The organism is Microvirga guangxiensis (assembly GCF_900102135.1).
GTDB classification, from domain to species: domain Bacteria; phylum Pseudomonadota; class Alphaproteobacteria; order Rhizobiales; family Beijerinckiaceae; genus Microvirga; species Microvirga guangxiensis.
In genome coordinates this window covers 97,433-120,450 of record NZ_FMVJ01000002.1, presented here as the reverse complement: position 1 = coordinate 120,450, position 23,018 = coordinate 97,433, and the positions used below count along the sequence as shown (strand labels likewise).

Genomic DNA, 23,018 nt, shown 5'->3' with positions numbered 1-23,018 from the left:
GGCCGCGAAACGGCGCCTCGAAGGAGGTTCCAGAGGATGCTGGAGACGCTCTCGCGCTTCGAGACGGCCTGAAGGCCTCCTCAGGATGAGGGCTTGCGAAGCGGTTTCTGTCGACTGGCTGCCAGTCGCCCATTGAGATGAAGTGCCATGAACATTTTCGCGTTGTTTGAGAAGCGGGTTGCCGATGCACTTGGCCGTCTGGCCAACGAAGGCAAGATTCCATCCGGGCTGGACGTGAGCCGCGTCGTGGTGGAGCCGCCGCGCGACCCGTCCCATGGGGATCTGGCGACCAATGCCGCCATGGTGCTCGCCAAGGAGGCGCGCATGAACCCGCGCGCGCTCGCCGAGCTGCTCGTGGCGGACCTCCAGGACGACCCGCGCGTCACCAAGGTGGAAATTGCCGGGCCCGGCTTCATCAACATCCGCCTTGCTCCCCAGGTGATGCACGAGGTGCTGCGCGCAGCCGTGGTGGATGCGGAAGGCTTCGGTCGAAGCGGGCAGGGCGCGGGCCAGCCCGTCAATGTGGAATACGTTTCCGCCAACCCGACCGGCCCGATGCATGTGGGCCATTGCCGTGGCGCCGTGTTCGGCGACGCGCTTGCCGGCCTTCTCGATTTCGCTGGCTACAAGGTGACCCGCGAGTACTACATCAACGACGCCGGTGCGCAGGTCGATGTGCTCGCCCGCTCCGCCTACCTTCGCTACAAGGAGGCTCTCGGCCAAGACATCGGCGGGATCCCGGAGGGTCTTTATCCAGGCGATTACCTCAAGCCCGTCGGCGAGAAGCTCGCGCAGGAGCATGGCGAGAGCCTGCTCGACAAGCCGGAAGCCGATTGGCTGCCGCTGGTGCGCGAGACCGCCATCAACGCCATGATGGACATGATCCGCGCCGATCTCGCGGTGCTCAACATTCATCACGACGTGTTCTTCTCCGAGCGCTCCCTCCAGCTCGGCGCTGAGGATCAGGTGAAGAAACTCATCGAGGACATGCGTGCCCGCGACCTCGTCTATATGGGGCGCCTACCTCCGCCTAAGGGCCAGAAGGACGAGGATTGGGAGGACCGCGAGCAGCTTCTGTTCCGCGCCACCGCCTTCGGCGATGAGGTGGACCGTCCGCTGCTGAAATCGGATGGCTCCTACACCTATTTCGCGTCCGATATCGCCTATCACCGCTCAAAGTTCGAGCGCGGCTTCGCCTCCATGATCGATGTGTGGGGTGCGGACCATGGCGGGTACGTGAAACGCATGCAGGCGGCGACGAAAGCCGTCACCGACAGCAAGGGCGATCTGGACGTGAAACTCTGCCAGCTGGTCAAGCTTCTGCGCGGCGGCGAGCCGGTGAAGATGTCCAAGCGCTCCGGCGACTTCGTGACCCTGCGCGACGTGGTCGACGAGGTGGGCCGCGACGCGACCCGCTTCATGATGATTTTCCGCAAGAACGACGCGACGCTCGATTTCGACCTCGCGAAGGTCGTCGAGCAGTCGAAGGACAACCCGGTCTTCTACGTGCAATACGCCCATGCCCGGAGCGCCTCGATCTTCCGTCAGGCGGCCGATGCCTTCCCGAGCGAGGATTTTTCTGCTGCCCAGCTCGCAAAAGCGGACCTTTCGATTCTCACGGACGAGGCTGAGACGGAGCTCATCCACCGGATCGCCCAGTTCCCGCGCATGGTGGAGGCGGCTGCAGAGGCTCATGAGCCGCACAGGGTCGCTTTTTACCTCTATGACCTCGCCAGCACCTTCCATAGTTTATGGAATAAGGGCAAAGACTTGCCGCAATTACGCTTTGTTAATCTAACTGATAAAGATTCAACAAAAGCGAGGCTCGCTCTGGTGCATGCCCTGAAGGGCGTGCTGGCATCTGGCCTCGCAATCCTGGGCGTCACGGCACCCGATGAAATGCGCTAACGTTTTCCCAAGCGGATCAACCGTTTAAGGGCTAGGTTTGCGCTGGATGCTGTCACGTCGTGCCGGCGGAGCGTTGGGCTCCTGTCGCGTAACTGGAGGACCGGCGCATGAGCGAATCAGTGAAGCCCCGTTTTGCCGTCGACCTGAACGAGATCGAGCGGCAGCTTGCCCAGGCGGGCTCGTCTCAGGTCCAGCCCGCCGCCGCAACGCGCGGCGATCCCTTGGCCGAATTGGCCCGGATTGTGGGACAGGACGACCCTTTTCAGGCCATTTTGGCCAATGACGGCTCGGCGCGCCCGCGTCAGCAGCCCTCTGCTATCGACGATCTTTTCGCGACCCGCGACACTGTGACGCCCGCCTCCCGCCCGGCTTCGGCGCAGGCACGTCACGAGGGCTTCGAGGTACCCGATCTTGACCTGGGCGCTTACGCCCAGCCTGCGGCAGCTCCTCGCAGCAATACTCAGGCCTATGGCTATCAGCAGCCGGCGCAGCCCCAGCAGACGTCCTACAATCAGGATGCTTATGCGCGGCAGGATGGTTATGCCGACGAATATTACGATGACGGATCGGACAATTATGCGGAGGCTGGTTACGGGCAGCCTGAGCGCCTTGATTATCCAGCCGTCCAGAAACCCAAGTCCCGAAAGGGTCTGATTGCTGTCGGCGCCGTCCTGGGCGCTATCGTGATCGGAGGCGGTGGCACTTATCTCTTCTCGGGCTCGTCAGGCGCTTCCGGCAACGGCGAACCGGTCCTCGTCCAGGCCACGGCCGAGCCTGTCAAGGTTCAGCCGCAGAATCCGGGTGGGGTCGAAATCCCGAACCAGAACAAGCAGATCTACGAGCGCTCCCAGAACACCGATACCAAGGTGGTGAACCGCGAGGAGCAGCCTGTGGACGTGGCTCAGGCTGTGCGCTCGAATGGCGGCTCTGCCGTAGCCGATGCTACCGGGGCTACCGTTCCCGGCGCCGCTTCTGGGGCTCGGAACGCTCCCAACAGCCTGAATCTCGGCGAGCCGCGCAAGGTCCGTACCGTCACGATCCGTCCTGACGGCTCCGTGGTCGGTGCTCCTGAAGCCGCGAATGCTCACCATGCAGCAGCTTCTCCGGTCCCCGCCATGACCCTGCCAGCAGCAGCTCAGGCGGCTTCTGCCCAACCGAAGCCTGCCCCGGCTACTCCCGTTGCTGTCGCTGCTACGCCGGCTCCGAAGCCTGCACAGGCTGCTCCTGTTGAAGCGCCTGCTGCTCCTGCGCAGCAGCGCGTCGCCTCGGCCCAGCCTGTTCCGGTGGCTGCTCCTGCTGCCGAGACCGCGACCGTGACCGGCGGCTATGCCGTCCAGCTCGGTCTTGCGAACTCGGAGACCGCTGCGGAAACGGCCTTTACGGGCTATCAGCGCAAGTATCCGGATCTCGAGGGCATGCCGTCGCTGATCCGCAAGGCCGAGGTGAACGGCAACACGATCTATCGCGTCCGCGTCGGACCCATGTCGCGGGAAGAGGCTTCGTCCCTCTGCTCCAAGCTGCAGGGTCAGGGCGGCCAGTGCTTCGTGGCCAAGAACTGACCCCTCGGGAATTAAGGCTGGCCTGAACAATCCGGCCAGCTTGACCGACAAGACTTCTTGACCCTTGTAACTAAGGGACGTAAGGCGCGGGCATGAAAACCCGCGCCTTTATTGCTGGCTGTTCCGGCCATGAGCTGACCCCCGACGAGGTTGCCTTCTTCAAAGAGGCGGATCCGTGGGGATTCATCCTGTTCCGCCGCAATGTGGACAGCCCAGAGCAGGTGAGGGCGCTGTGCGCCTCCCTGCGTGAGGCGGTAGGGCGAGAGGATGCTCCCATCCTGATCGACCAGGAAGGCGGCCGGGTGCAGCGCATGGGGCCTCCCCACTGGCCGAAATACCCGTCCGGGTCGACCTATGGGGCCCTTCATGCCAACGACCCGCTCGTCCAGCGGGAACTGGCCCGCCTGGGCGCCCGCCTGATCGCCCATGACCTGCGCTCCGTCGGCGTTACCGTGGATTGCCTGCCGGTGCTGGACGTGCCCTCACCGGGCGCGCACGACGTCATCGGAGACCGGGCCTATGGCAGGACGCCGGAAAAGGTGGCAGTCCTAGGTCGTGCTGCTGCCGAGGGCCTCATGGCGGGCGGCGTTCTGCCGGTGGTGAAGCATATTCCAGGCCATGGAAGGGCTGGGGCTGACAGTCATCTGGCGCTTCCCGTGGTCGAGGCTTCCCGCGAGGAGCTGGAGCGCCACGATTTCGCGCCTTTCCGCATGATGACCGACATGCCCCTCGCCATGACGGCGCATGTGGTCTACACGGCCATCGATCCGGACCGGCCCGCGACGACCTCTCCCACGGTTATCCGTGACATCATCCGGGGTCACATCGGCTATGACGGGCTTCTCATGACGGACGATCTGTCCATGAAGGCCCTGTCGGGCTCCTTCCGGGAAAAGACCGAGGCCGCCTTTGCGGCAGGCTGCGACATGGCCTTGCATTGCAACGGCCACATGGAAGAGATGGCGGAAGTGGCCGAAGCGTCCCCCATCCTGGAAGGCGAGGCTCTGCGTCGGGCCCAGGCCGCGCTCGCCCGGATCCGGCACGAGCCGGAGCCTCTCGATCCTGTGGATGCGCGTGCAAGACTCGACGCTGCGCTTGCGATGATCGCCTGAGCGCTCCAAGGTCGGAACCCTTCAGTTGAGTATCGTCCATGGCTAAGCCCCTACCATTCGAGGATGTCGAGCCCACCGTCGAACGCGGTGAGGGCGAGCCTGCGCTCCTCGTCGACGTAGACGGGTTTGAAGGGCCGCTCGACCTGCTGCTGGAACTGGCCCGCCGCCAGAAAGTGGACCTGCACCGCATCTCCATCCTGGCGCTTGCGGAGCAGTACATTGCCTTCATCGAGGCCGCGCGGCGGATGCGCCTGGAGTTGGCGGCCGATTATCTCGTGATGGCGGCTTGGCTTGCCTATCTCAAGTCCCGCCTGCTGCTGCCCGAGCCGCCGAAGGGGGAGGAGCCGAGCGCCGAGGAACTGGCAACCGCTCTTGCCTTGCGCCTGCGCCGCCTCGAGGCGATCCGCGAGGTCGCCAAGAAGCTCGGCGAGCGTTCTCTGTTGGGGCGCGACGTGTTCGCCCGCGGAGCCCCCGAGCCCGTGGTCATCAATCGCGACGCCCGCTACGAGGCGAGCCTCTACGACCTCCTCAAGGCCTATGCCCAGCAACGGCAGGTGCAGTTCAACAGCAAGGTTTCCCTTCACAAGCGGACGGTCTGGTCGCTCATCGACGCCCGTGAGGCCCTGGAGCGCCTCGTGGGTCATCTGAGCGACTGGGTGACGCTCGATACATATCTGGTGGAATACATGGTCGAGCCTGCCATGCGTCCGACCGTCCTGGCTTCGGCCCTGTCCGCGACTCTGGAAATGGTCAGGGAGGGCAAGCTCTCGGTGAGGCAGGATGAAGCCTTCGCTCCGGTCTGGGTCAAGCCTGTCGCCGACCCGGCCGAGACAGGAGCCCAATCATGATGGATGAAACTGAAGTCCAAGAGGCCGAGGCTCCCGAGGAGACCTTGGCTGAAAGCCATGTGCCCGACCACGGCGAAGCGATGCGGATTGCCGAGGCGCTTCTGTTCGCCTCCGCCGAGCCGTTAGGAACCGAGGAACTGGCCGGACGCCTGCCGGAAGGCGCGAACATTGAGCAGATTCTCGAAGACCTACAGGAGCTTTATGCGCCGCGTGGCGTGAATCTCGTTCGCGTGGCGGGCAAATGGGCCTTCCGCACGGCGAGCGATCTCTCCTTCGTCCTTGCCCGCGATGTGGTGGAGCAGCGTAAGCTCTCCCGCGCCGCCATGGAGACCCTGTCGATCATCGCCTATCACCAGCCGGTGACTCGCGCGGAAATTGAGGAAATCCGAGGCGTCGCCACGTCCAAGGGCACTCTCGACCTGCTCATGGAGACCGGCTGGATCCGCCTTCGCGGACGCCGCAAGGTGCCGGGGCGGCCCGTCACCTACGGCACGACCCCGGGCTTCCTGGATCATTTCGGCCTGGACGCCATCGAGGACCTGCCAGGTCTCGAGGAGCTGAAAGGCGCAGGCTTCATCGAAGGACGGGTGCCCTCCGACATGTCCGTACCGGTGCCTTCCGACGCGGAGGCGCTGCGGGAGGACGAGGACCCGCTCGATCAGGACGACCTATTCCAGGAGCCTCTCGACATGCACAAGACCGAGATGGGCGAGACCGGCGAGGAATGAGCGACAGACCCGCCGTTCCCGCGCGCGACCGGTTCAGGCTGCCCCGTTGGGGCCAGCGTGGGACGGCGGGCGCGTCGATTCCGGCTCAGCTCTCCTTCGACCATATCGTCCAGACCTACAGCTCAACCGAGGCTCTGAAAGGGGTGTCGCTCACCATCGAGCCTGGCGAACTCGTCTGCCTTCTCGGCCATTCGGGCTGCGGCAAGACCACGCTCCTTCGGATCGCGGCAGGCGTGGAGGCGCCCACCTCCGGCCGCGTACTGATGGATGGCTTCGAGGTGAGCGGGGCCAAGAGATTCGTTGAGCCTGAGCGGCGGGGCATCGGCCTGATGTTTCAGGATTATGCGCTGTTCCCGCACATGACGATCCTGCAAAACGTGAAATTCGGCCTGAAGGATCTCTCGGCTTCCGAGGCCGACATTGCCGCCCGCCGGGCGCTGTCCCGCGTGGGGCTCGAGCACTATGCCAACGAATTTCCCCATACGCTGTCCGGCGGCGAGCAGCAGCGGGTGGCGCTGGCGCGCTCCATCGCACCACGGCCCGGTGTGCTGCTCATGGACGAGCCATTCTCCAACCTCGACAGGCGCATGCGCGATGCGATCCGTGACGAGACCGTTGCAATCTTGAGGGAAACGGGGGCTACGACCGTTGTGGTCACCCATGACCCGGAGGAGGCCATGCGGATCGCGGATCGCATCGTGCTGATGCAATCCGGCACCATCGTCCAGCAGGGATCGGCGGAGGAGATTTATCGCCGGCCGGTCAATCTCTTCGCCGCGCGCTTCTTCTGCGATTTCAACGAGATCGAGGGCAACGTCCGCAAGGGGCAGGTGAGTTGCCCGGTGGGCGTATTCCCCGCGCCGGGTCTCGAAGACGGTCCCGCCATCGTCTGCGTGCGCCCTCAAGGCGTGAGGCTGAAGCCTCCGGGCTTCTGTCTGCCGGGACGTGTGGTGTCACGTCGCTTTCTCGGAGAGGTCGATTTGGTGCATATCGATGTTCCAGGTCTCGACCGGCCGCTCCAGGCCCGCGTTCACGATCCCGTTGACGTGAGAGAGGGACAGGATGTGGGCATCGAGGTTGAACCAAAGGATGTCCTTGTTTTCGCCGCGGCCGACGCATAGGTTGACCGCGAGTTCTTATTCCAAAGCCGCGCCTTGTTGAGGCGCAGGAGGATTGCCATGGGTGGCGCTAGTATTTGGCACTGGATCGTTGTGGGTTTGATCGTTGTACTGCTGTTCGGACGCGGCAAGATCTCCGACATGATGGGCGATGTCGCGAAGGGCATCAAAGCCTTCAAGAAGGGCATGGCCGACGACGATACGGCAAAGCCGGTGCAGCCTTCTGAGCCGGTTCGCACGATCGACCATCAGGCTGGCGCGACAGGCGCTCAGACGAATGCGGCGACGACGGATCACAAGGTCGGTTGAGTTCTTAGGTAGCGGCCACTTTCGTGGCTGCGGTGAGTAAAGGCAGGGTCGGGGCCACGCCATGTTGGACATGAGCTGGGGTGAGGTCATGGTGATCGGCGCCGTCGCGTTGATCGTGATTGGCCCGAAGGATCTGCCGCGCGCCCTGCGGACGGTTGGACAGGTCACAGGCAAGCTGCGCCGCATGGCGGCAGAGTTCCAGGGCCAGTTCAACGAGGCCATTCGCGAGGCCGAGCTTGACGACGTCAAGAAGCAGCTTCAGGGCGTGAACGACAGCGTCTCCAGTCTCAACAGCACGAGCTTCAACCCGATCCAGACGATCCGGGACGAGTTGAAGACCTCCATTGAGAAGCCGGTGTCCGAGGCGTCTGAACCTCCGGTGCCGCAGCCGACCGGCGACGCCTCGATCCAGGCTATCGTGGAAGGGCGCGCCCCTGCGCCGGCCGACCCACTGACCGAGCCGATGATCGACCTGCCGCCTCCGCCCATGGATGACCCGGCCGAAGCCATTGCCGAATCCCTGCGCCGTGAGGCAGAGATCGAATCCCAGAAAAAAGCCGCTGCTGCGGAAGCTCTAGAGAAACCGGACGCGAAAGCCTGATGACCACCGTTCCCGTCGAAGAGGATGAGGTCGAGTCATCGCGCGCACCTCTGATCGAGCACCTGACCGAGCTTCGCTCGCGCCTCATCAAGGCGATGATCGCGTTCGTCCTCATGTTCTTCATCTGCTTTGCGGGCGCGAAGTACATCTACAACGCGCTCGTGTGGCCCTATGTGCTGGCGGTCGGCTCCCCCGAGAAGGCGCATCTCGTCTATACGCACGGCCTTGAGTACCTGTTCACACAGATTCAGGTAGCGGCCTTCGGTGCGGGATTCCTGGCTTTTCCGGTCATCGCCGCCCAGATCTACAAATTCGTGGCGCCGGGCCTCTACAAGAACGAGCGGCGGGCCTTCCTGCCTTATCTGGTTGCGACGCCCATCCTCTTCGCCGTCGGTGCGGCCTGCGTATACTTCATCGCCATGCCGCTGCTCATGCGCTTCTCGGTCGGCATGCAGCAATTGGCGACGGACAGCGCGCCGTCCATCGAGTTTCTCCCGAAGGTCAGTGAGTATCTCTCGCTGATCATGACCCTGATCTTCGCCTTCGGCATCTGTTTCCAGCTGCCGGTGATCCTGACCCTTCTGGCTCGCGCCGGGATCATCGATTCGCAGTTCCTGAAGGACAAGCGGCGCTATGCCATCGTGATCGTTTTCGTGATCGCGGCGGTTCTCACGCCTCCGGATGTGATCAGCCAGTTCGCCCTTGCGGTCCCTACCTTGCTTCTTTACGAGGCGTCCATCTTCTCCGTCCGCATGGTGGAGAGGAAGCGCGCGGAAGCCGAGGCCGCGCGCGCGGCGGAAGAGTAGGGATTTCAAACCTCTCCGTAAGGCCGCTATCCTTGGCGTGAACAAAGGAGCGGTCTGTGCTAAGGCCAGGGCGCTTCATTCCAGCTGATCCGAGTCCAGTCCCATGCACGACATCCGTTCCATCCGCGAAAACCCCGCGGCCTTCGACAAGGGCCTCCTGAACCGGGGCATGGAGCCCCTGTCCGGGAAGCTGATCGCACTCGACGATGCCCGCAAGAGCGCGATTTCCGCCCTGCAGGCCGCCACCGAGCGACGCAACGCCATGTCCAAGGAGATCGGGCAGGCCAAGGCGAAGAAGGACGAGGCCCGCGCGCAGGAGCTCATGGCCGAGGTCGCCCGTATCAAGGAATCGATGCCGGCACTGGAAGAGGCCGAGCGCTTCGCGGAAAAGTCCCTGTTCGATGCCTTGGCCGCGATCCCGAACATTCCCAAGGACGATGTCCCGGTCGGAACAGACGAGACCGGCAACGTGGAGCGCCATCGCATCGGCACGCCTGCCACGATCAACAGCGCCAAGCAGCATTTTGAGATCGGCGAGGCCCTGGGCCTCATGGATTTCGAAACCGCCGCCAAGCTGTCCGGTTCGCGCTTCGTGGTTCTGAAAGGCCAGCTCGCCCGTCTGGAGCGTGCGCTCGGCCAGTTCATGATCGAGCTGCACACAAACGAGCATGGCTACACGGAAGTGAACCCGCCGCTGCTCGTGCGTGACGACACCATGTTTGGAACGGCGCAGCTGCCGAAGTTCGAGGACGATCAGTTCTGGGCCTTCCCCGGCAACTCTCTCGAACAGGCTGTCTCTGCTGCTCTCGACGGCCAGCCGCGCTCGACCGTGGAGAAGATGATCAAGGACAGCCGCTACGGCATGATTCCCACGGCGGAAGTCACACTCACCAATCTCGTGCGTGAGCAGATCCTCTCGGAGGAGGAGCTGCCCCTGCGCTTCACCGCGCTCACTCCGAGCTTCCGCGCCGAGGCAGGCTCCGCCGGTCGCGACACGCGCGGCATGATCCGCCAGCATCAGTTCGTGAAATGCGAACTCGTCTCGATCACGACGCCGGACACCTCCGCCGACGAGCATGAGCGCATGCTCACCTGCGCGGAGAACGTGCTGAAGAAACTGGAGCTACCGTTCCGCACCATGACGCTCTGCACGGGTGACATGGGCTTCTCCTCGACCAAGACCTACGACATCGAAGTGTGGCTTCCGGGGCAGGGCGCGTATCGCGAAATTTCGAGCTGCTCGGTCTGCTCGGATTTCCAGGCGCGCCGCATGAATGCCCGCTACCGCTCGGCCTCCGAGAAGTCCCCGCGCTTCGTGCATACGCTCAACGGTTCGGGCCTCGCTGTCGGACGTACGCTTGTAGCGGTTCTGGAGAATTACCAGAACGAGGACGGCAGCGTTTCTGTCCCGGCGGTTCTCCAGCCCTATATGGGCGGTCTCACTCGCATCGAACGTCAGGGCTGACATGCGTATTCTCTGCACCAACGACGACGGCATTCATGCTCCGGGGTTGAAGACCCTGGAGGCCATTGCCCGCCAGCTTTCCGACGACGTGTGGGTAGTCGCGCCCGAGACGGATCAGAGCGGCGTCGCACATTCGCTTTCGCTCAACGATCCCTTGCGCCTGCGCGAGATCTCCGATCGGCACTTCGCCGTGAAGGGCACGCCGACGGATTGCGTCATCATGGGCGTGCGCGAACTGATGCGTGAGCACAAGCCCGACCTCGTGCTCTCCGGCGTCAATCGCGGGCAGAACGCGGCGGAGGATGTGACATATTCCGGCACCGTCGCTGGCGCCATCGAAGGCACGCTTCTCGGCATTCCGTCCATCGCGCTGTCGCAAGCCTACAGCGCGGGAAATCGCAATGCGCTGAGATGGCATTGCGCCGAACGTCACGGCCCCAATGTCATCCGTAAGATTCTCGATGCGGGGATCGACAAGGGCATCCTCGTCAACATAAACTTTCCTGATTGCGAACCGGAAGACGTGCAGGGCACATCCGTGGTGAACCAGGGGCAGCGTACGCAGGAGTTGTTGCGTCTCGACGCGCGTTTCGATGGACGCGGCAATCCCTATTATTGGATTGCCTTCGAGCGCGGGCCCTTCACGCCCGGCAACGGCACCGATCTATGGGCGCTCGCCAACCGGCGCATTTCGGTCACCCCGCTTCGCATCGACATGACTGACGAGCCGACGCTCACGCGCTACGCGCAAGCCTTCGATTAAGGCAGGTGCGATGAGACAAGAGCCTGTCTACTCAGAAGCGGGAGGACGCAACGAGCAGGAGGCCATCGACGTCGCATCGTTTCTTCTGTCTCTGCTCGCCAAGGGAATCCGCAACACGGAGCTGCTGCGAGCCATGGAGCTCGTGCCGCGTGATGTGTTCGCGCCGCGCCGCTTCCGCGATCTCGCCCGCAGGGATATCGCTCTGCCGCTTCCCTGCGGACAGACCATGACCGCGCCCGGTACCGTGGCATTGATGCTGCTCGCGCTTGGGGTCGAGCCGGGCCAGCGCGTTCTGGAGATCGGTACGGGCACCGGCTATGTGACGGCTCTCCTGACGCATCTCGGCGCGGAGGTGACGACGGTCGAGCGCTTCAACACCCTTGCCGAAAGCGCCGCCCAGCATCTCAAGATCGTCGAGGCGAACAAGGTGAAGCTGGAAGTTGGCGATGGCCTTGCCGCTCGGGTGCGTGATCGGTTCGACCGTGTTCTTCTCAATGGGACATGGCCCGATATTCCCTCGACGCTGACGTCGCTGCTCGGTCCTAGCGGACGCCTCGTAGGAGCCTTGCCGCAGGAGGATGGGCCGCGTCTCGTTCAGATCGATCGCGCGCCGGACGGCGAGCATAGCCGGATCCTGGGGGCTCCCTTGCGCATTACCCGGCTCGCCACCGGCATTGCGGCGACACTCTGATCGAATCCAAAAAATTTCGCGACACGGTTACGACATTTTTCTTGGCGTCAACCGTTGCTTAACCTGAACAGCGTTTTAATAGCCCAATCGAGTTGCGTGCGGTTGGGGTATTTGAGTTATGCGTATGCGTGTTGTTTCAGGGCATTGGGTCGCGGTGTCGCGGATTGCTCTGGTGAGTTTGATCGGTTCTGCGGCAGCCGCCTGCAGCGGCGACAGCACGCGGTTCGCGGAGAACCCCTTCGCCAATCCTTTCGCCAATAGCGAACGCGTTGCGCCTGGGACGCCCACGGCTTCCCAACCCGCTCCATCCTATGCTGCGGCTCCGACCCCGTCCGTTCACGCGCAAGCACTTCCCCCGGTGCAGGCTCAGCCCCTGTCCCAACCCGCGCGCATGGCATCGGCTCCCATCTCCGCTCCGTCCCAGCAGCCGCGCCCCATCGCTGCGGCTCCCGCTCCCGCTCAGCCTAAGGTTCGCTTCGTCGACCAGACCAAGGTGGCAACCGGTGAGCAGCCCGTTCCGTCCTTGACGCCCAGCCGCGTCCGCCCTGGCATGACGGCTCCGATGCAGGCCCAGGCTCCCGCCCCGGTTCAGCCCAAGCCCGCTCCGGTGCAGCAGGTCGCGTCCGCCGTCAACGAGCCCCTCGTGACCCCGGCCCGGCCCGTCGAGCCTCAGAAGGTTGCAGCCATTGAGCCGCAGCCGATGAAGCCCGCTCAGGTTGCGCCGCAGGCCGTTCCTGCCGCGCCGGCTCCCGCGCCCGTTTCTCAGCCCGAAGCGAAGGCACCGGTGGCCGAGCCCGAGCAGACAGCAAGCCTGTCCGCCGGTAATTTCCGCTGGCCTGCCCGCGGCCGCGTCATCGCCGGTTTCGGCGCGAATGGCGGCAACGAAGGCATCAACATCGCCGTTCCGGAAGGCACGCCCGTGAAGGCCGCCGAGGCCGGTACGGTGACTTACGCGGGCAGCGAGGTGAAGGGCTACGGTAATCTCGTGCTCATCCGCCACGATAACGGGTTCGTCTCGGCCTACGCCCATAACGGTTCGCTCAACGTGAAGCGCGGCGAGCAGGTGAAGCGCGGCCAGGTGATCGCCACCTCCGGCCAGACCGGCAACGTGACCTCGCCGCAGCTCCACTTCGAGATCCGCAAGGGCGCGACCCCGGTCGATCCGATGAAGCATCTCGCGGACTAAATTTCGCGGCAAAAGTTTGGATTGGCGTTCGAGACCCGAAGCCGATCAAGGCGAGGGGACGGTGGAGCTCAGCCACCGTCCTTTTGTCGTTATGAAAATGTCAGATCGCACCAATCTCATCTTGAGGAGGCGCGTCAGCGCCGTCTCGAAGGAGGGTTCAGAGTGCACTGAAGCCCTCCTTCGAAACGCAGACTTATGTCTGCTCCTCAGGATGAGGTTGGGTGTTTCCAGATTGGCTTTAAATCGCCTTGCCCAGCCGACCCGCCAGATCCTGAATGAACTGCCAGGCTGTGCGTCCCGAACGCGCCCCTCGCGTGGTGGCCCATTCGAGGGCCTCGGCGCGGATGGTGTCGCGGTCGGCTTCAAGGCCGAGATGGTCCACATATCCGAAGATCATGTCGAGATACTCGTCCTGACTGCACTTGTGGAAGCCGAGCCACAGACCGAAGCGGTCGGAGAGGGACACCTTCTCCTCGATGGCTTCGCCCGGATTGATCGCGGTGGAGCGCTCGTTCTCCATCATGTCGCGGGGCAGCAGGTGGCGGCGGTTGGACGTGGCATAGAAGATCACGTTGTCCGGCCGCCCTTCGATGCCGCCCTCCAGCACCGCCTTCAGGGACTTGTATGAGGTATCGTCCGCATCGAACGAAAGATCGTCGCAGAAGACGATGAAGCGGTGAGGGTCCGCGCGCAGCAGGCCCATGAGGTCGGGCAGGGTCTCGATATCCTCGCGGTGGATCTCGATGAGCTTGAGGGGGCGGGCGTCCTTGGCCTTCGTGGCGTTGATCTCCGCATGGACTGCCTTCACCAGGGAGGACTTGCCCATGCCCCGGGCGCCCCAGAGCAGGGCATTGTTGGCTGGAAGGCCCCTGGCGAAGCGCCCCGTATTCTCGGCAAGCTGGTCACGGACCCGGTCGATTCCCCGGAGTAAGGTCATCTCGACCCGGTTCACCTTCGGGACGGGAGCGAGGCGTCGCCCCGCCGCATGCCAGACGAAGGCGTCCGCCGCCGCAAAATCGGCCTGAGGTGAACCCGCAGGTGCCAGACGCTCCAGGGCGTCGGCGATGCGCTTCAGGAGGGCCATGGATTCGGGGGAGGTGAGGTCGGCGGGCATGGGGATCCGGCTTCAAGAAACGGTGAGAAGGCCGTGCTTAGCGCAAAAACCGCCCTCCGGTCCATGGAAGAGCCGCAATTGCACCTGCAGGAGCCTTGGGAAAGGCTTCTAACTTCATTGATTTCGCGGAGTCGATGGGTATAGTCCGCCCACTTCTAATCCCGTATGGCGCGGGTAGGCCCTCAAGGATGCCTGCCTCGCGCCTTTATCCATGGAGAGCCGCTTGTTCATTTCACCTGCTTTCGCACAAGGGGCCCCCGCTGCCGGGGGCGGAATGGATGCCATCATCCAGTTCGTCCCGTTCATCCTGATCTTCGTGATCATGTGGTTCCTCATCATCCGTCCGCAGCAGCGCCGGGTGAAGGCCCACCAGGAGATGATCAAGAACGTGCGCCGCGGCGATACGGTCGTCACCTCCGGCGGCATCATCGGCAAGGTCTCCAAGGTTCTTGAAGATTCGGCCGATATCGAGGTCGAAATCGCCGACAACGTGAAGGTGAAGGTGGCTCGCACCATGATCGCCGAGGTCCGCTCCAAGAGCGAGCCGGTGAAGGCGTAAAATCATGACCGGCCCTCGGGCACGAGCCCTTGAGGGCCGGTTCGCCGCACCGCATGTGCGGCAAAGCGTTTGAGAAAGGTTGAGCGGACGATGCTGCGCTTCTCGAAGTCGAAGATCATCACTACCCTGGCGGTCATCTTCATCGGCCTGCTGTTGGCAGTTCCGAGCATGATGTCCCGCGAGCAGCGCGAGGCATATCTGAATGCGGTTCCAAGCTGGGTGCCGTCCTGGCTCGTGCCTTCACGCGCCATCGTGCTCGGCCTCGACCTGCAGGGCGGCTCTCACGTCCTCCTCCAGGTGGACGAGGCGGATCTCGTGCGCGGTCAGATTACCCTTCTGCGCGATGACGTCCGCCGTATCCTGCGCGACACCCGCGTCGCCTCGCAGAACGGCATCCAGACGATTCAACGCGGCGTTCAGATCCGCGTGCCGAACGCCGCCGACCGCGAGCGCCTGATGCCGCGCCTGCGCGAGCTGGCGCAGCCGATCAACAACGCCGTTCTCGGCCAGACCGGCAATGCCAACATCGCCATCAACGAGACGCCCGACGGCGCGATTGCTCTGACGTTGACCGATGCGGGCATCAACGAGCGCGTCCGCCGCGCGGTCGACCAGTCCATCGAAGTCATCCGCCGCCGTATCGACGCCACCGGCACTGTGGAGCCGAGCATCCAGCGTCAGGGCGCGGATCGCGTTCTCGTCCAGGTGCCCGGTCTTCAGGATCCGCAGCAGTTGAAAGCGCTGCTCGGCGAGACCGGCAACCTTGAATTCCGCCTGCTCGCCCAGGGCGGCGCCACCGATGTGGACATGCTTCCCATGCGCGATGCGGGTGGCCAGCGTGTTCCCGTGGAACGGCGCGTGATCGCCGAAGGCGGGGACCTGACGGACGCTCAGGCCGCGTTCGATACGCAGACCAATCAGCCCATCGTCAATTTCCGCTTCAACATCCGCGGCGCGCAGCGCTTCGGCCAGGCGACGACGGAGAACCTGGGGCGGCAGCTCGCTATCGTTCTCGATAACGAGGTGATCTCCGCGCCCACGATCCAGTCGCCCATCACCGGCGGATCGGGCCAGATTTCGGGCAGCTTCACGGTCGAGCAGGTGAACAACCTCGCCGTGCTGCTGCGCTCCGGCGCACTGCCCGCCAAGCTCACCATCGTGGAAGAGCGCACCGTGGGCCCCGGCCTCGGACGCGACTCCATCGAGGCCGGAAAGATGGCGACTTACGTCGCCGGCATCTTCGTCATCATCTTCATGTTCGCCACCTACGGCGTGTTCGGCCTCATCGCCAACATCGCGCTGATCGTGCACGTGGGCCTGATCTTCGGCCTCATGTCGGTGCTCGAAGCCACGCTGACGCTTCCGGGTATCGCCGGCATCGTGCTCACCATCGGCACGGCCGTGGACTCGAACGTGCTGATCTACGAGCGCATCCGCGAGGAGGTGAGGGCAGGCCGCTCTATCGTCTCCGGCATCCAGGCCGGTTTCGACCGGGCCTTCGCCACCATCGTGGACTCCAACAGCACCATGGCGATTGCCGCCGTGATCCTGTTCTTCCTCGGCTCCGGTCCCGTGCGCGGCTTCGCGGTCGTGTTCATTCTCGGCATCCTCACGACGGTTCTGACCGCCGTTACCCTGACGCGCATGATGATTGCGCTCTGGTACCAGTGGATGCGTCCCAAAGTCCTTCCGTTCTAAGGAGTGAGTATCGTGCGCCTCATTCGCCTCTGGCCCGAAAACTCCCACTTCGACTTCATGCGCTTCCGGCGCTTCTCGTTCCCGCTGTCGGCTGTGATCTCCATCGCCACGGCAATCATGCTCATGACCGTCGGCCTGAACTTCGGCATCGACTTCACGGGCGGCACGCTCATGGAGATTCAGGCCAAGTCCGGCCAAGCCAACGTCGCCCAGATCCGCCAGACCGCCGAGGGCTTCGGCTTCGGCGATGTGGAGGTGCAGGAATTCGGCACGGCGGGGGAGGTTTCGCTGCGCTTCCCGACGCAGCCCGGCGGTGAGGCCGGGCAGGCGATGGTGGTGCAGAAAGCGCGAGACACGTTCGGAGCGGAGTACGATTTCCGCCGCGTCGAGACGGTGGGCCCGCGCGTGTCGGGCGAGCTCGTCCAGTCCGGCACCATCGGCGTCGTTCTCTCGGTGCTCGCGGTTCTGTTCTATCTCTGGTTCCGGTTCGAGCGCGAGCTTGCGGTGGCATCCATCATCGGCACGCTGCACGACATCGTGCTCACCATCGGCTTCTTCGTGATCACCCGTCATGAATTTAACATGACGTCGATCGCGGCGATCCTCACCATCGTGGGCTACTCGCTCAACGAAACCGTGGTGGTGTTCGACCGTACCCGCGAGCTCATGCGTCGCTACAAGACCATGCCGACGGAAGAGCTGTTGAACCTGTCGATCAACCACACCATGTCCCGCACGATCATGACTGCCGCAACCACGGCGCTGTCGCTGCTGGCCCTCGTGCTCTTCGGCGGTCAGGCGATTCAGGGCTTTGCCCAGGTCATGCTCTACGGCGTGGTGATCTGTACGTATTCGGCAATCTGCATCTCCTCGCCCATGCTGATCTATATCGGCCTGCGCGGATCCGAGACCGTGAAGGTGCCGGAGGGCAAAGCCGCAGCTGCGGAGTAAGATCATGAGCGGTGGCCGCCTGTATGACGGTTTCGTCCCCGGACGTTACCAGATCGATGCCTACGGCAATGGCGGCTTCCGCTTCGCTGACATGTCCCATCGCGGCTCGATCCTCGCGCTGCCGTCGGGCATCAAGGCTTGGCCTGTCGCTTACATCGGGGAGCTGACGGACGCCGTGCTGGAGCCGATCTTCGCCGAAGCGGAGGAGATCGAATTGCTGCTCCTCGGCACAGGCGTCGACGTCGCGGCCATTCCCTCAAGTCTGCGCCAACGCTTTCGTGAGGCGGGCATCGGCCTGGATGTGATGCAGACGGGGGCCGCCGCGCGCACCTACAACATCCTTCTGGCGGAGAACCGGAAGGTTGCCGCTGCCCTCATCGCAGTCGCTTAAGATGGCCGATCCCCAATCCAACTTCGCCCATTGCGAAGCGCTCGTGCGCGAGGCCGATCCCGATCGCTACTTCGCGAGTCTTCTCGCGCCAGCGGACAAGCGCCCTTACCTTCATGCGCTCCACGCGTTCAATTTCGAGGTCGCGCGCGTGCGGGAATCCGTGCGCGAGCCCATGCTTGGCGAAATCCGCCTGCAATGGTGGCGCGATGCGCTGCAGGGTGAGGCGAGGGGCGATGTGCGCGCCAACCCCATCGCCGCCGCGCTCGACGATGCTATCGTCAAGTTCCGTCTGCCCCGGCAATCGCTCGTGGATCTGATCGACGCCCGCATGTTCGATCTCTACGACGATCCCATGCCTTCCTTGAACGATCTCGAAGGCTATTGCGGTGAGACATCTTCGAGCCTCATCCAGCTCTCCAGCATCATCCTGAATGACGGCAAGGATCCCGGCACAGCGGATGCCGCGGGCCATGCGGGCGTGGCCTATGCCATCACCGGCCTGCTGCGGGCCTTCCCCATCCATGCGCGGCAGGGGCAGCTCTATATCCCCGTCGATATCCTCTCGCATCACGGCGTCGTGCGTGATGACATCGTGACAGGACGCGGAGGGCCGGGGCTGAAGGGCGCGTTGGCCGACATGCGCGCCATCGCGCGCCGCCATCTCGATCAGGCACGATCCCTGCGCCCGACAATCCCACCCGCGGCGAAACCGGCCTTCTCCCAGCTTGCGCTGGTCGAGCCTTACCTGAAGGCGATGGAAAAGCGCGATTACGATCCGCTTCATACGCCGGTGGAGATTTCGCAGATGCGGAGAATCTGGGCGCTCTGGCGCGGGCCGTTTTAAGGACAGGCGCTAGAGACTCAACGGTGTCATCCCCGCGCTGGCGGGAATGACAATGATGGTTCCGCGTAATTCTCATGATGCGATCCCGGGTTCTGCTCCGCAGCCCCGGGATGACATGCAGGCAGCGTTTACTCCGCAGCAGCTGGCATACGCGCTGCCGATAGCCACGCCGCGAGATCCTCCCGTGCGCGGTCCGTGAGCATCTTCTTCTTTGCAATCGCCTTGGCCGAACCGCGCAGGCGCTTGCCGTCTTCTGCCTTCGGCGCGGCATCGAGCGGCGGGAAGAGGCCGAAATTGACGTTCATCGGCTGGAACGAGCGCGGGCCTTCGTCGATGGTCTCGATGTGGCCGCCGGTGATGTGGTTGATGAGCGCGCCGAGCGCCGTGGTGTGCGGCAGCGGTTGGATCGGATGGCCGAGGCGCTCCGCTGCAGCGAAGCGGCCGGTCATGAGGCCCACCGCCGCGCTCTCCACATAGCCTTCGCAGCCGGTGATCTGGCCTGCGAAGCGCAGGCGCGGCATGGCCTTGAGACGCAGGGTCGGGTCGAGGAGCTTCGGCGAGTTGAGGTATGTGTTGCGGTGAATACCGCCGAGGCGGGCGAACTCCGCATTTTCGAGGCCCGGGATCATGCGGAAGATGTCGCCTTGCGCGCCGTATTTCAGCTTCGTCTGGAAGCCCACCATGTTGAACAGCGTGCCCAGTGCATTGTCCTGGCGTAGCTGCACGATAGCGTAGGGCTTCTTGTCGGGATTGCGCGGATCGGTGAGGCCGACCGGCTTCATGGGGCCGTGACGCAGGGTCTCGCGGCCACGCTCGGCCATCACCTCGATGGGCAGGCAGCCGTCGAAATAGGGAGTGTTCTCCTCCCACTCCTTGAACTCGGTCTTGTCGCCCTCGATCAGCGCGTCGATGAAGGCGTCGTACTGCTCCTTGGTCATGGGGCAGTTGATGTAGTCCTTGCCTGTGCCGCCGGGCCCGACCTTGTCATAGCGCGACTGGAACCATGCGATATCCATGTTGATGGACTCGCGATAGACGATGGGCGCAATGGCGTCGAAGAAGGCGAGCGAGGTCTCGCCGGTGAGCTTGAGGATCGCCTCCGCCAGCGCAGGCGAAGTGAGGGGGCCGGTGGCGATGATGACGGAGGACCATTCCTCCGGCGGGATGCCGCCGATCTCGCCGCGTTCGATCGTGACGAGCGGATGCGCTTCGAGTGCGGCGGTCACGGCATCGGAGAAGCCGTCGCGGTCTACGGCTAGCGCGCCGCCTGCGGGCACTTGATTGGCGTCGCCCTTGGCCATGATGAGCGAGCCCAATGTGCGCATCTCCTGATGCAGCAGGCCGACCGCGTTGGTCTCGGCATCGTCGGAGCGGAAGGAGTTGGAGCAGACGAGCTCGGCCAGCCCCTCCGTCTTGTGCGCATCGGTGCCGCGCACGGGGCGCATTTCGTGGAGAATGACGGGAACGCCAGCCTGCGCGATCTGCCAGGTGGCTTCCGAGCCGGCAAGGCCGCCGCCGATGACGTGAATGGGTTCGATTGTGCTCATGGTCATTCTCCTACGCGGCTTTGTTGACTCCCACAGGAGCCCTGGTCAAGCTGAGCCGATGCTTTTGAGAAGGTGGTGTCATGCAAGCTAAGCGGCCGGTGGTTCTTATTACGGGCGGCAGTCGGGGCATAGGTGCGGCGATAGCGCAGCTCGCGGCCGCCCGCGGCTATGATGTGGCCATCACGTATCGCTCGGAGAGCGCAGCCGCGGATGAGGTCATCGAAATCTGCCGGGCGGCAGGCGTGGAGGCGCTCGCCTTCCAGGGTGATGTTGCCCTCGAAGCGGATGTGCTGCGCATTTTCGACGAGGTGGAGGAACGTCTCGGCCCCATCTCGCACGTGGTGAACAATGCGGGCATCACAGGCAAGTCGGGCAAGCTCGCGGAGACGTCCGCCGAGACGATCCAGACTTGCATCGACATCAATGTGACGGGTGCGATCTATGTGGCGCGGGAGGCTGCGCGGCGCTTGTCGCAGAGCCGCGGTGGGCAGGGCGGTTCCATTATCAACATCTCCTCCGTGGCAGCCGTGCTTGGGAGCCCGAACGAATATGTCTGGTATGCCGCCTCGAAGGGAGCCATCGACTCTCTCACCGTCGGGCTGGCGCGGGAGTTGGCGACGGAGGGCGTGCGGGTCAATGCCGTCTCTCCCGGCATGACGCGGACCGATATTCACGAGCGCAGCACCCAGGATGTGGGGCGGCTCCAGCGGCTTTTGCCGTTCATCCCCATGAAAAGGATCGGAGAGCCGCAGGAGATCGCGGAGGCGGTTCTGTTCCTGATGTCGGACGCCGCGTCCTACATCACAGGGGCCATTCTGCCGGTGACGGGCGGACGCTAGCTTCAGGCTGCTGCCCCGTTTCTAGGCAGGAAAGCCTCTTTCGATGGCATCGCAAAAAACAGGGTCCTGAAAAAGAAAACGCCCGCTTGAGGCGGGCGAGAACCTTATGCTGCAGTGCAGCTAAATATTAGGCGACGGCATGCTCGCGAGCGATGCTTTCGATCTGGAAGCGGGAGATGCCGAGATCGTCGAGCTCGCGGTCCGAAAGCATGGACAGCTCACGGACGGTGTCGCGATAACGCATGTAGGCGCGGACTTTAGAGAGGATGTAGGACACGAACATTGGAAACTCCTTCAGTTAGCCGGCCCCTGTGACCGGCGGCCTTTGTTCTTGCTGTGTGCAATGCAGCATATAAGGGAGGGCGCTGCGAAAGAGGAGTGGTAATAATGTAGGTCTGTTATGCTTTAGTAGCATAGCGCCCTAATGTGCCGTTAATGGAGGTGAGTTTCTGGGAATGCCTTCCGATTGGGCATCCAAAACTTCCGCGAGGCTCCCAGCCTTGGCTTGGTATGAACCTCTCGCGGCGTTCCTCGCGCAGGCAAAGCCCCACAATGGAAGAGCCCCGACAGTGCCGGGGCTCTCACGCTTGGGCAGGAGCGGTCGCTCTAGAGAACGAAGAAATCGGCTTTCGAGATGCCCAACCCTGCGTTCAGTTGGGCAATCTTGATGGCGGCAATGCCACCTTTCCCATCGGCATCGTAGAGCAGAGCGCCGGTGCCCTTGTCGTAGATGATGCGATCCGTCGAATCCGCAGCGGCTTTACCGATCCTGAAAGCGGAGCCGGATAGCCAGCCATCCGGGCCGAGCTTCGTGAAAATCCTGTTGTCGAGCGCGATGGTGTCATCGGCAGGCTTGAAATCCGTGATCCTGTCGACGTTGTTCCGCGAGGGCTTCGCGTCGAACACGAAGTAGTCCCGGCCAGCGCCGCCGGTGAGGGTGTCATTGTCGAGGCCGCCGCTGAGGTAATCGCTGCCGCTGCCGCCGTTCAGAACATCGCGCCCGGTGCCGCCATAGAGATCGTCGTCTCCATGCCCGCCGTAGAGCTTGTCGCTTCCGGCGTCGCCGAAAAGGATGTCATCGCCGCCATAGGAATAGATCTGGTCGTTGCCGTTGCCGCCCCGGATCACATCCGCATAGTCGTTGCCGTAGAAGATGTCGTGGCCGGCGTTGAGCACCATGTACCAATCGTAAGCGTCAAGCTCGTCGGTATTGGTGTAGAGGTTCAGGTCCTTGATCAGAAGAACATCGGACCCGAAATTTTCATAGAGCAGATCGTGGATGACGATGTCGTAGCCGTTGCTGGAATACCAGGCGGTGTATTGATCGATCACATCGCTGCCGTTCACATCGAAAACGGCCGTGTAGCCATCGTCATAGGTGTTGACCGTTTCGATAAAGGGGTCGACCCCCACGAACGACCACCCGGACGGGCTGGTGCTCGACATGTTGAAGCCGACGCCGGCGGCATTGAACGCTTGAAAGATTGCCATGGTAGCCCATCCCGTTGAGTAACCTGATAACCTTAAGCTGAAGGAATGAAGCTGAACTTAAGCTGCACAGGCTCGACAGGCGTTTTTCAGCGTTAACGCTTCGTTACCGAGGCCAAGTCTTCCATGGGGAGGCTGGTTCGTTGCGAGATGCGCCGGACGTGGGGATGCTCGGAAGCGGCTGATCCTCAGCGCTGAACGCCCTGCACCCTGATGAAGGCGCGGACGGGTCCGTATTCGGTCTGCTTTCGCACATCCAATTGAACGCGTCCGCTTGCCTGGTTCGAGACGGTATCCTTTTTGCGGGTGCCGGAGCGAAGGATGGTGTCTGCGCGGACGCGGCCGCCGATGCGCACGCAGGTATCGGAGCTTTGCAGCATGGCGAACCCGGGAGGGCATGATGACGCTGCCAGGGCGGAGCCGCCTGAAGCCAGCAGGATTGCCGATAGGATGGGGGCCATGTGCTTCATGGCTTCCAGTCTAGCTGCTGTAA

At 63.3% G+C, this 23,018-nt stretch carries 24 protein-coding genes; 19 read left to right on the top strand and 5 right to left on the bottom strand.

The window, feature by feature from the left end:
* Positions 1–147: 147 nt before the first annotated feature.
* From argS to BLP10_RS00515, 13 genes are all read left to right on the top strand, one after another.
* The gene (argS, locus tag BLP10_RS00575; protein ID WP_091128107.1) at positions 148–1,908 is read left to right on the top strand and encodes an arginine--tRNA ligase; all 1,761 of its coding nucleotides are present in this window, start codon (positions 148–150) and stop codon (positions 1,906–1,908) included.
* A 107-nt stretch (positions 1,909–2,015) separates the two neighbouring features.
* Complete coding sequence (locus BLP10_RS00570; protein WP_091128102.1) at positions 2,016–3,467, top strand: SPOR domain-containing protein; 1,452 nt, start codon at positions 2,016–2,018, stop codon at positions 3,465–3,467.
* A gap of 92 nt (positions 3,468–3,559) precedes the next feature.
* A complete protein-coding gene (gene nagZ / locus BLP10_RS00565) occupies positions 3,560–4,579 on the top strand; it encodes a beta-N-acetylhexosaminidase (protein WP_091128099.1) in 1,020 nt (339 codons plus the stop codon).
* Between the two features lie 38 nt (positions 4,580–4,617).
* Entirely contained in the window at positions 4,618–5,427 is an 810-nt protein-coding gene (locus tag BLP10_RS00560) for a segregation and condensation protein A (protein ID WP_091128096.1), read from the top strand.
* Positions 5,424–6,155, top strand: coding sequence for an SMC-Scp complex subunit ScpB (gene scpB / locus BLP10_RS00555; RefSeq protein WP_210183580.1), 732 nt, complete (start codon positions 5,424–5,426; stop codon positions 6,153–6,155). Before BLP10_RS00560 ends, scpB begins: the two co-directional genes overlap by 4 nt.
* Entirely contained in the window at positions 6,152–7,276 is a 1,125-nt protein-coding gene (locus tag BLP10_RS00550; RefSeq protein ID WP_091128090.1) for an ABC transporter ATP-binding protein, read from the top strand. The genes scpB and BLP10_RS00550 overlap by 4 nt, the downstream gene beginning before the upstream one ends.
* A 57-nt stretch (positions 7,277–7,333) precedes the next feature.
* Positions 7,334–7,582, top strand: coding sequence for a twin-arginine translocase TatA/TatE family subunit (locus BLP10_RS00545; protein ID WP_091128086.1), 249 nt, complete (start codon positions 7,334–7,336; stop codon positions 7,580–7,582).
* A 61-nt stretch (positions 7,583–7,643) separates the two neighbouring features.
* Positions 7,644–8,183: a Sec-independent protein translocase protein TatB gene (gene tatB, locus BLP10_RS00540; protein WP_091128083.1), complete on the top strand. Its 540-nt coding sequence runs from the start codon at positions 7,644–7,646 to the stop codon at positions 8,181–8,183.
* On the top strand, positions 8,183–8,989 hold the full coding sequence (gene tatC / locus BLP10_RS00535) for a twin-arginine translocase subunit TatC (RefSeq protein ID WP_091128081.1): 807 nt from the start codon (positions 8,183–8,185) through the stop codon (positions 8,987–8,989). The genes tatB and tatC overlap by 1 nt, the downstream gene beginning before the upstream one ends.
* 103 nt (positions 8,990–9,092) lie before the next feature.
* The gene (serS, locus tag BLP10_RS00530; protein ID WP_091128078.1) at positions 9,093–10,454 is read left to right on the top strand and encodes a serine--tRNA ligase; all 1,362 of its coding nucleotides are present in this window, start codon (positions 9,093–9,095) and stop codon (positions 10,452–10,454) included.
* 1 nt (position 10,455) lies between these two features.
* Positions 10,456–11,217, top strand: coding sequence for a 5'/3'-nucleotidase SurE (gene surE / locus BLP10_RS00525; protein ID WP_091128074.1), 762 nt, complete (start codon positions 10,456–10,458; stop codon positions 11,215–11,217).
* Between the two features lie 10 nt (positions 11,218–11,227).
* The gene (locus BLP10_RS00520) at positions 11,228–11,908 is read left to right on the top strand and encodes a protein-L-isoaspartate O-methyltransferase family protein (protein ID WP_091128070.1); all 681 of its coding nucleotides are present in this window, start codon (positions 11,228–11,230) and stop codon (positions 11,906–11,908) included.
* Between the two features lie 124 nt (positions 11,909–12,032).
* Positions 12,033–13,094, top strand: a complete 1,062-nt coding sequence (locus BLP10_RS00515) for a peptidoglycan DD-metalloendopeptidase family protein (RefSeq protein WP_091128065.1) — start codon at positions 12,033–12,035, stop codon at positions 13,092–13,094.
* Positions 13,095–13,332: 238 nt separating this feature from the next.
* Here BLP10_RS00515 and BLP10_RS00510 read toward each other — a convergent pair whose 3' ends face one another.
* Positions 13,333–14,208 (bottom strand): ATP-binding protein, encoded by an 876-nt coding sequence (locus BLP10_RS00510; protein WP_091128061.1) that lies wholly within the window; start codon positions 14,206–14,208, stop codon positions 13,333–13,335.
* Between the two features lie 274 nt (positions 14,209–14,482).
* On the opposite strand from BLP10_RS00510, the gene yajC reads away from it, so the two are divergent.
* The 5 genes from yajC (at position 14,483) to BLP10_RS00485 (ending at position 18,651) form a co-directional block, all read left to right on the top strand.
* Positions 14,483–14,767 carry a preprotein translocase subunit YajC gene (yajC, locus tag BLP10_RS00505; protein ID WP_244510371.1) on the top strand — a complete coding sequence of 95 codons (285 nt, stop codon included), beginning with the start codon at positions 14,483–14,485 and terminating at the stop codon, positions 14,765–14,767.
* Positions 14,768–14,857: 90 nt separating this feature from the next.
* The gene (gene secD / locus BLP10_RS00500) at positions 14,858–16,465 is read left to right on the top strand and encodes a protein translocase subunit SecD (RefSeq protein ID WP_091128056.1); all 1,608 of its coding nucleotides are present in this window, start codon (positions 14,858–14,860) and stop codon (positions 16,463–16,465) included.
* Positions 16,466–16,477: 12 nt separating this feature from the next.
* Positions 16,478–17,416, top strand: a complete 939-nt coding sequence (secF, locus tag BLP10_RS00495) for a protein translocase subunit SecF (RefSeq protein WP_091128052.1) — start codon at positions 16,478–16,480, stop codon at positions 17,414–17,416.
* Between the two features lie 4 nt (positions 17,417–17,420).
* On the top strand, positions 17,421–17,807 hold the full coding sequence (locus BLP10_RS00490; protein ID WP_091128049.1) for an Mth938-like domain-containing protein: 387 nt from the start codon (positions 17,421–17,423) through the stop codon (positions 17,805–17,807).
* A gap of 1 nt (position 17,808) precedes the next feature.
* On the top strand, positions 17,809–18,651 hold the full coding sequence (locus BLP10_RS00485; RefSeq protein ID WP_091128046.1) for a phytoene/squalene synthase family protein: 843 nt from the start codon (positions 17,809–17,811) through the stop codon (positions 18,649–18,651).
* 128 nt (positions 18,652–18,779) lie between these two features.
* Here BLP10_RS00485 and trmFO read toward each other — a convergent pair whose 3' ends face one another.
* On the bottom strand, positions 18,780–20,198 hold the full coding sequence (gene trmFO, locus BLP10_RS00480) for a methylenetetrahydrofolate--tRNA-(uracil(54)-C(5))-methyltransferase (FADH(2)-oxidizing) TrmFO (RefSeq protein ID WP_091128044.1): 1,419 nt from the start codon (positions 20,196–20,198) through the stop codon (positions 18,780–18,782).
* Positions 20,199–20,278: 80 nt separating this feature from the next.
* Here trmFO and BLP10_RS00475 point away from each other — a divergent pair, with 80 nt between their 5' ends.
* Entirely contained in the window at positions 20,279–21,037 is a 759-nt protein-coding gene (locus tag BLP10_RS00475) for a glucose 1-dehydrogenase (protein WP_091128036.1), read from the top strand.
* A gap of 127 nt (positions 21,038–21,164) precedes the next feature.
* Here the strand turns inward: BLP10_RS00475 and BLP10_RS00470 are convergent, their stop codons facing one another.
* From BLP10_RS00470 to BLP10_RS00460, 3 genes are all read right to left on the bottom strand, one after another.
* On the bottom strand, positions 21,165–21,320 hold the full coding sequence (locus BLP10_RS00470) for a DUF1127 domain-containing protein (protein ID WP_091128033.1): 156 nt from the start codon (positions 21,318–21,320) through the stop codon (positions 21,165–21,167).
* Between the two features lie 323 nt (positions 21,321–21,643).
* Complete coding sequence (locus BLP10_RS00465; protein WP_091128030.1) at positions 21,644–22,528, bottom strand: calcium-binding protein; 885 nt, start codon at positions 22,526–22,528, stop codon at positions 21,644–21,646.
* Positions 22,529–22,713: 185 nt separating this feature from the next.
* Complete coding sequence (locus tag BLP10_RS00460; RefSeq protein WP_091128027.1) at positions 22,714–22,995, bottom strand: porin; 282 nt, start codon at positions 22,993–22,995, stop codon at positions 22,714–22,716.
* Between the last annotated feature and the right edge of the window lie 23 nt (positions 22,996–23,018).